This window comes from Gluconobacter sp., from assembly GCF_047723935.1.
Classification (GTDB): Bacteria; Pseudomonadota; Alphaproteobacteria; order Acetobacterales; family Acetobacteraceae; genus Gluconobacter.
This window is the reverse complement of sequence record NZ_JBDOBO010000117.1, coordinates 1-5,492: the sequence shown is the minus strand read 5'-3', so window position 1 is coordinate 5,492 and position 5,492 is coordinate 1. Positions and strand designations below refer to the sequence as shown.

Sequence of the window (5,492 nt, the reverse complement as noted above, 5' to 3'; positions counted from 1 at the left end):
CAGCAGATTGCCAATAATCGCCCATTCTTCGTCCGTCAGCTCGCCACGCATTCACAGGCCTCCGTAAAGAACAGCTTTGAACCACATAGACAGAAAACTGAAAAGATCTTTTGTCAACACAAGCTAAGGTGTCTCGGCTTTATAAATTTTTGTTCGTTTTTTTCTTAGGCTTAATTCTTTCAAGTGCCCTTGTCAGACACACTCTCTTTTTGCTAGAAGCCCGATCGAAGGATGGGCGCGTAGCTCAGCGGTAGAGCACTGCCTTCACACGGCAGGGGTCACAGGTTCAATCCCTGTCGCGCCCACCATCCTAAGTTCTTGAAATCACTGGTTTATTTTATCGTTCCTGCGAGCCGATTAGTTGTTGTGCTGCGCAGTCTGATGGCGATTCGGCGCATATGAGAATCGCGTTGAATTGGCAAAAATCCGTGCAGTTTGTTCTGGCTCCGTTCAGGGTATTCAATCGTCCCGATTGAGCCAGTTTTCCACATCTTTTTTATACTCGTCCGGCATCTTCTTCGCATACCTGGTAACGATTGAGAGCGTTGCCCACCCTCCATCGTCCTTTAGCTTCAGGATGTCGCGATGCAGGCAGTAATGCCAGGTCGCCCAGGTGTGACGCAGGTCGTGTGGAGTGATGTCGGGAACAAAGGCAGTTTTAACTGCACCGCTGCCCTTAGGCTGCCATTTTCGCGTCCTTCCCGGTAGGCCTGCCTTGCGGCAGGCGACACTCCAAGCGCTCTTGATTTGACCGCCTGCCAAGCGTCCCTTGCTGGCGTATTCATCGTTGATTACGCCAGAGGCATCGGGCCGGCGAATTCGCGGGCGAAAGACAGGTCCGTCACTATGCCCCAAGGTGAGTAGAGATCGAACCCGTTGGTCATGTAGAGGACATGCGTTGGAGCAAACGGACACTTGATTTCGACAAGGCCATCATCCCCAACCAAGCGGTCAGGGCTGATACCGATTGTTTCTTCATCGTTCGTGATGAAGCCGACCTTTTCGGTAGTCACTCCGAACTCAAATTCGTAGGCAAGAGCCGCCATGGGCTCTAGTTCGTTCCCGCGTATGATCGCCTCAACGTTTGAGAGATCGGCTTCCATGGACCGCCCCAAGACAATTTCCGCTACCAGGCATGCAGCATAAGCATCCGCCTGCCCTGACAACTTTCCGGTTGGCGTGACGATCTTGTCGAACTCGGAAGCTGTCGGGATACCGGTACGCAGTGCTTTCCACTCAGGAGTGCCCTGGGCAACATTATGGATTTTCATGAGCGTGAGGCTCCATTGATTGCGTTGAGGAGCCCTCTCTTCCCTCTCTCAAACTGAGCTGGCGTCATCGCGTCGACCGTGCGTGTTCCTACCCAGGCCAAAAACTGCCCCATGTCTTTTCCGCTACGCTTCAGCAGGTCGATGATTTCTTCCTTCTGCTCAGCCGTAATAACGTGAGCGGGAGGCTGGCTCTGATACCGGCCATCCGTGTCTTCATCGCAACGGAGGATGTTGAGCAGCATCTCAGCGCAATACCGCTTCCCGTATGAGATCGTTGATCCGAAGCCCTGCAGGGGATTGCGCCCCTGCCCTGCATCCAGAGGAAGTTCGATTTCTGCGCTCTGGGATTGGCCGTTCGAATGGCTGATAGTGTCAATAACCACCTTCGCGCTGCTGCTCTCGGAAGGCCGCGTATTGAATGAAAGGCGCAGATTGTTCTCTGCAAGGATCGGACGAATGACCTTGTCCATGTCCTCCCATTTGGTGAACTTGTATCCTCCCTTTTGTCCCAGCGAGACAATTCCATTGCGTTCGACCTGCGGTATGGCTCCACAAGCAGTCGCCATGGCGGCGCTGAACTCGGCACGTGCCTCACGTTCGATCAACTGGGACTGCATATTAAGCAGTGCCTGCATCTTCTCGATGTCGCAGTTCGGGTTTGCCGCCGCGCTGGCAATTACCTGCATCATGGTTGCGGCCTGCGGAGGGAGATGCCCCTTTTCCGCTACTTTCTGGCCTTTGGGGCGCTCGATGACTTCGCTCATGCTACGTCACCCGTTGGCAGAAGCGGCGTACGCAGGACACGCGTCACGATCCGGGACAGACCAGAAATGGTGCGACCCTTAATCTGCCGGTCAGTATCAAGCGCCAGGTTCGCGGCATCGAGATAACGACGCCAGCGACGGTCATACCCTGAGCGGTCACGGTCTCGAAAGAGCAGCGCGCCCTGCACAAGCGCCTCAAGTCCACCGGTGCGCCTGTCGCTGTGTGCCGATCGCTGGATGATGTCGTCGGTTTCCTGTCCCGTGAGGGCATTTCTTTGCGTGGGGAGGTGATGGCCTGATGGCGCGCATCCGCAGCGTTCATCCGGGACTTTGGACGGATGAGACCTTCGTTGGGCTGCCAGCTATGGCACGCCTCTTTCTGATTGGCCTGTGGAATGAGGCTGATGACAACGGGGTTTTCCAATGGAAGCCCCTCACCCTGAAAATGCGTATCCTCCCAGGAGACAACGCTGATGTCTCAGAGCTTCTTGCTATCATGTAGGAGGCTGGCGTCCTGATGCGCTACGAAACCGAAGGGGCTTCCTATGGCGCGGTGCGCAATTTCAGAAAGTTCCAGAGGCCGGAGCGGCCGAAGCCTGTCCACCCGATCACCGATAAAGTGGAGCAGTTCGTTGCTTTACCATCGAACTCTCACACATGCAGCAAGAAGAAGCATGGATCGGTAGGAGATCAAGCATCGAACAGACGTAAGTCCTTCAGCCATCAAGAGGCGACGGAACAGCCCTCGCTTGATGACGGATCGGTGTCCGAACACCGACAAAACACTGAATTACATGGGCCGATGGAGGAGGGAATAGGAAAGGTAATACACTCTTCGCTTCGCTCAGAGTGTGAGCGCGCGCCTGACGACGCGACCCCCGCCCCCGCCAAAAGCAGTCAACGTCGAAAATCTTAACTCCCGGAAGACTGGCAACCAAGCCCGGACGAGCTCTCCTATGCCCAAGACCTTGGCCTTGATGGGGGTTCTGTGGCCGAAAACTTCCGGTTGCACTGGCGGTCCAAGGGAGAAACGAAACTCGACTGGCAAGCTGCTTTCCAGCTCTGGTGCCGCCGTGAGCAGAGCTTCACAGGCTCCCGCTCAACCGGCGTTCGCTCCGTCTCTCGTCCCAAGACGGCAGCCGACCGGGCCGACGAACACGCGGCCTACATGCTCGAAAAATACGCTGGAGGCTCCCGATGAGCGAGATTGCAATCCTTGCCCCGATGCCGACAATCAGCCGCGCCTTGGGCGCCATGCTTGACCCTGAGCGGCAGGCCGTTCGCTTTGGGCCGATCGAGACGCCGGAGGAGCGAAATGCCCGCATCCGTCGCAACGATCCAGCACCCGGCATGGTCATCCGCCTTCAGCCCGACCCGCCGCCCGTCGAGGTCGTCGCTGAGGCTAAGCGGGTTCTGCCTCAGCTCGAACGGGCCATGACACCCCCGGCCTCCGGCTCGTAGACCGGGGCGGCGCTGAGGATGCTGGAGAAGCTCAACGCTTCGGTCGCCTCTCCCGTCGGTCCCGACACGCTCTGGATGCGGGCCTGCTTCCTTGCCGAGGCTGGGGCCGATCTTCCGGCCGCCGCATGGGATCAGACAGTCGATCGGAAGCTACTCCGAGCGTTCAAGTTCATGCCGTCGGTACCAGCGCTCCACCGGCCTCTTCATAAACGTCTGGCTGAATGACGTGCAGGTCGTGGCAGGGGCCATCTGCCAGAACCTGAACCCCGTGGTCCATGCGGATTATCTGGGTCTTGGGGGTGATTTCGTATTCGCTGATACTCAGGGCAGCGATGATCCGACGTATGAGGGACTGGGTGAGCGGTATGTGCTGACTTTTGTGGAGACTGAAAATGGCTGATGCAATTCAACCCTGGCTGGCCAAAGAGATGCTCCGGCAGGCAGAAGCAACTTGTAAGGCGCGGGTTGACGCGATCAACAAGACACGGGATCGCGCCTCTACTCTGTTGGGATGGTCTGTTGCTGCATTGACAGGATCAATCGCCTTGGCCGCTCGCGGCTTTGATGGTCGGTCGGCGCTCTTGTTTACGGGCTTAATACTTTGCGCTGGATTTGCAGCCGTCTGCTTCTGCTGTGTAGCCGTTTTATTGCCACTCAAACTCGAGCGTATGGCGTTCTACCCACTTGAGGTGGAGCAGATCGCAGCAGACACGAACGCCTCATCGGAAGATGAACTTCAGATCGCACTGGCTGACAAGCTGGCCCTGATCGAGAGTAAAAACGCTGTTGCCCATGAGCGGCGTCAGAGGTGGCTGAAGTGTGCATGGCTCGCCAGCCTCATTACTCCGGCTCTATCATTTGCGGCGCTTGTCGCGTTCAGCTAAGGCCTTTGCTAGATCGGGCGGCATACTATCCATCGCTATGACAGTCCCTCTCCGCTTGAGATCTTCCGCACTCATTCGGTTCGGGTCGCGTTTAAATCCCTCTTTGGGCTTTTCTTCTTTCTTCTCGCCGCTCATGTCTCTCTCCAACCTAAAGACACGACCACACCACCCACCCCGGAGTCCGGTCAAACGGCCGGAACAGCCCTTTAAACCGCCGCCTCCATAATAGCGTCCTGCACAAACTGGTTCAGGCTTACCCCCTTAGCCGCTGCGGCCGTCACGGCACGAGCGTGGATCTCCTCGGGCACCCGGACCTGAAACTTGCCGGAATAGTGCTTTACGGGATCAATCCCCTTCTCGGCGCACATTTCAAGGAAAACCCGCAGAGAGGTTTCCCCCTCGTGGATCAGGCGCTCTACACTGTCCGCATAGAAATCCGCGCCACCGTTCAGGCTCAGAAACTCGCCCCTGAACATGCCGATATCCGGATCAAACTGGATGACGGCCCGGTGGCCGCCGATGGTCATGGTGTTGTTCATGGCTTCACTCCATTCTCTTCAAGCCATTTCCGAACAGAGGCAACGGCGCCCTTGTCAGTGTCCGGTTTCGGGTGCGGCCGGTGAAAAACCCGGACCTCACCGAAAAGGAACACACCGACGCGGGAGCCTTCGTGTTCAGAAATATCGGCACCGAGAGCCGTGAAAAGAGCTTCGATATCACTCCATGCGACATTGCCCGAAACGGGGCGCTTGAAGATCAGTTCCAGAGTGCGGCGGTGCTTGGCTTTCATGTGGATTTTAGTACCGTAATCTGGTACCAATCGCAACCATAAAATGGCACTAGATCATGAAAGGATGACTTTTCTCCGCCCCTTCCCCGTGGCGCGGAGTTCGGTCAAACTTGGGGAGATGGGGAAAGCATATGTTTCTATTCTCTTCTAATGCTGGCAATGTTCCTGCTCTGCCTAGTGAGCGCCAAATGCCAATCTAGACGATAGTGCTATAAAGTCCTTTTGTGCGAGGCTGGATGTTAGATGGAATTTAATTCCGTCTGCAGAAATAGAAACAGGAAATGAGCGATTATATTTAATTTCTTTTGCTAGAAGAAATTCT

At 56.0% G+C, this 5,492-nt stretch carries 12 protein-coding genes, 1 tRNA gene and 1 pseudogene; 7 read left to right on the top strand and 7 right to left on the bottom strand.

What is annotated here, in order from left to right; translation table 11 throughout:
• The first annotated feature begins 233 nt into the window (after positions 1–233).
• Positions 234–308, top strand: a tRNA-Val gene (locus tag ABF979_RS16275).
• A gap of 151 nt (positions 309–459) precedes the next feature.
• Here the strand turns inward: ABF979_RS16275 and ABF979_RS16270 are convergent.
• The 4 genes from ABF979_RS16270 to ABF979_RS16255 are packed head-to-tail and all read right to left on the bottom strand — an operon-like array spanning position 460 to position 2,223.
• Positions 460–762, bottom strand: coding sequence for a tyrosine-type recombinase/integrase (locus ABF979_RS16270; RefSeq protein ID WP_415560732.1), 303 nt, complete (start codon positions 760–762; stop codon positions 460–462).
• A 29-nt stretch (positions 763–791) separates the two neighbouring features.
• Positions 792–1,271 carry a YqaJ viral recombinase family protein gene (locus tag ABF979_RS16265; protein ID WP_415560731.1) on the bottom strand — a complete coding sequence of 160 codons (480 nt, stop codon included), beginning with the start codon at positions 1,269–1,271 and terminating at the stop codon, positions 792–794.
• Positions 1,268–2,035: an ERF family protein gene (locus ABF979_RS16260; protein WP_415560730.1), complete on the bottom strand. Its 768-nt coding sequence runs from the start codon at positions 2,033–2,035 to the stop codon at positions 1,268–1,270. The genes ABF979_RS16265 and ABF979_RS16260 overlap by 4 nt, the downstream gene beginning before the upstream one ends.
• Positions 2,032–2,223: a hypothetical protein gene (locus tag ABF979_RS16255; RefSeq protein WP_415560729.1), complete on the bottom strand. Its 192-nt coding sequence runs from the start codon at positions 2,221–2,223 to the stop codon at positions 2,032–2,034. The genes ABF979_RS16260 and ABF979_RS16255 overlap by 4 nt, the downstream gene beginning before the upstream one ends.
• A gap of 110 nt (positions 2,224–2,333) precedes the next feature.
• Here ABF979_RS16255 and ABF979_RS16250 point away from each other — a divergent pair, with 110 nt between their 5' ends.
• From ABF979_RS16250 to ABF979_RS16225, 6 genes and pseudogenes are all read left to right on the top strand, one after another.
• Positions 2,334–2,537 (top strand): hypothetical protein, encoded by a 204-nt coding sequence (locus ABF979_RS16250; protein WP_415560728.1) that lies wholly within the window; start codon positions 2,334–2,336, stop codon positions 2,535–2,537.
• A 429-nt stretch (positions 2,538–2,966) separates the two neighbouring features.
• A pseudogene (locus tag ABF979_RS16245) lies at positions 2,967–3,236 on the top strand (hypothetical protein); the annotation flags it as partial.
• Positions 3,233–3,496 carry a hypothetical protein gene (locus tag ABF979_RS16240; protein WP_415560727.1) on the top strand — a complete coding sequence of 88 codons (264 nt, stop codon included), beginning with the start codon at positions 3,233–3,235 and terminating at the stop codon, positions 3,494–3,496. The pseudogene ABF979_RS16245 and the gene ABF979_RS16240, both read left to right, overlap by 4 nt.
• Before the next feature lie 18 nt (positions 3,497–3,514).
• Complete coding sequence (locus tag ABF979_RS16235; RefSeq protein ID WP_415560726.1) at positions 3,515–3,721, top strand: hypothetical protein; 207 nt, start codon at positions 3,515–3,517, stop codon at positions 3,719–3,721.
• Position 3,722: 1 nt separating this feature from the next.
• Positions 3,723–3,896 (top strand): hypothetical protein, encoded by a 174-nt coding sequence (locus tag ABF979_RS16230; RefSeq protein WP_415560725.1) that lies wholly within the window; start codon positions 3,723–3,725, stop codon positions 3,894–3,896.
• Positions 3,889–4,380: a hypothetical protein gene (locus ABF979_RS16225; RefSeq protein ID WP_415560724.1), complete on the top strand. Its 492-nt coding sequence runs from the start codon at positions 3,889–3,891 to the stop codon at positions 4,378–4,380. Before ABF979_RS16230 ends, ABF979_RS16225 begins: the two co-directional genes overlap by 8 nt.
• On the opposite strand, the gene ABF979_RS16220 is transcribed toward ABF979_RS16225, so the two are convergent.
• From ABF979_RS16220 to ABF979_RS16210, 3 genes are all read right to left on the bottom strand, one after another.
• Positions 4,351–4,515: a hypothetical protein gene (locus ABF979_RS16220; protein WP_415560723.1), complete on the bottom strand. Its 165-nt coding sequence runs from the start codon at positions 4,513–4,515 to the stop codon at positions 4,351–4,353. The two genes, ABF979_RS16225 and ABF979_RS16220, sit on opposite strands and share 30 nt — an antisense overlap.
• Positions 4,516–4,586: 71 nt before the next feature.
• Complete coding sequence (locus ABF979_RS16215) at positions 4,587–4,919, bottom strand: type II toxin-antitoxin system HicB family antitoxin (RefSeq protein ID WP_415560722.1); 333 nt, start codon at positions 4,917–4,919, stop codon at positions 4,587–4,589.
• A complete protein-coding gene (locus ABF979_RS16210; protein ID WP_415560721.1) occupies positions 4,916–5,170 on the bottom strand; it encodes a type II toxin-antitoxin system HicA family toxin in 255 nt (84 codons plus the stop codon). Before ABF979_RS16210 ends, ABF979_RS16215 begins: the two co-directional genes overlap by 4 nt.
• Positions 5,171–5,492: the final 322 nt, after the last annotated feature.

What these genes read in the sequence shown, in the direction of transcription:
- ABF979_RS16260 (WP_415560730.1), bottom strand. Translation starts at nt 2,035, where the DNA reads ATGAGCGAAGTCATCGAGCGCCCCAAAGGCCAGAAAGTAGCGGAAAAG.
- ABF979_RS16235 (WP_415560726.1), top strand. Translation starts at nt 3,515, where the DNA reads ATGCTGGAGAAGCTCAACGCTTCGGTCGCCTCTCCCGTCGGTCCCGAC.
- ABF979_RS16265 (WP_415560731.1), bottom strand. Translation starts at nt 1,271, where the DNA reads ATGAAAATCCATAATGTTGCCCAGGGCACTCCTGAGTGGAAAGCACTG.
- ABF979_RS16210 (WP_415560721.1), bottom strand. Translation starts at nt 5,170, where the DNA reads ATGAAAGCCAAGCACCGCCGCACTCTGGAACTGATCTTCAAGCGCCCC.
- ABF979_RS16240 (WP_415560727.1), top strand. Translation starts at nt 3,233, where the DNA reads ATGAGCGAGATTGCAATCCTTGCCCCGATGCCGACAATCAGCCGCGCC.
- ABF979_RS16220 (WP_415560723.1), bottom strand. Translation starts at nt 4,515, where the DNA reads ATGAGCGGCGAGAAGAAAGAAGAAAAGCCCAAAGAGGGATTTAAACGC.
- ABF979_RS16225 (WP_415560724.1), top strand. Translation starts at nt 3,889, where the DNA reads ATGGCTGATGCAATTCAACCCTGGCTGGCCAAAGAGATGCTCCGGCAG.
- ABF979_RS16215 (WP_415560722.1), bottom strand. Translation starts at nt 4,919, where the DNA reads ATGAACAACACCATGACCATCGGCGGCCACCGGGCCGTCATCCAGTTT.
- ABF979_RS16250 (WP_415560728.1), top strand. Translation starts at nt 2,334, where the DNA reads ATGGCGCGCATCCGCAGCGTTCATCCGGGACTTTGGACGGATGAGACC.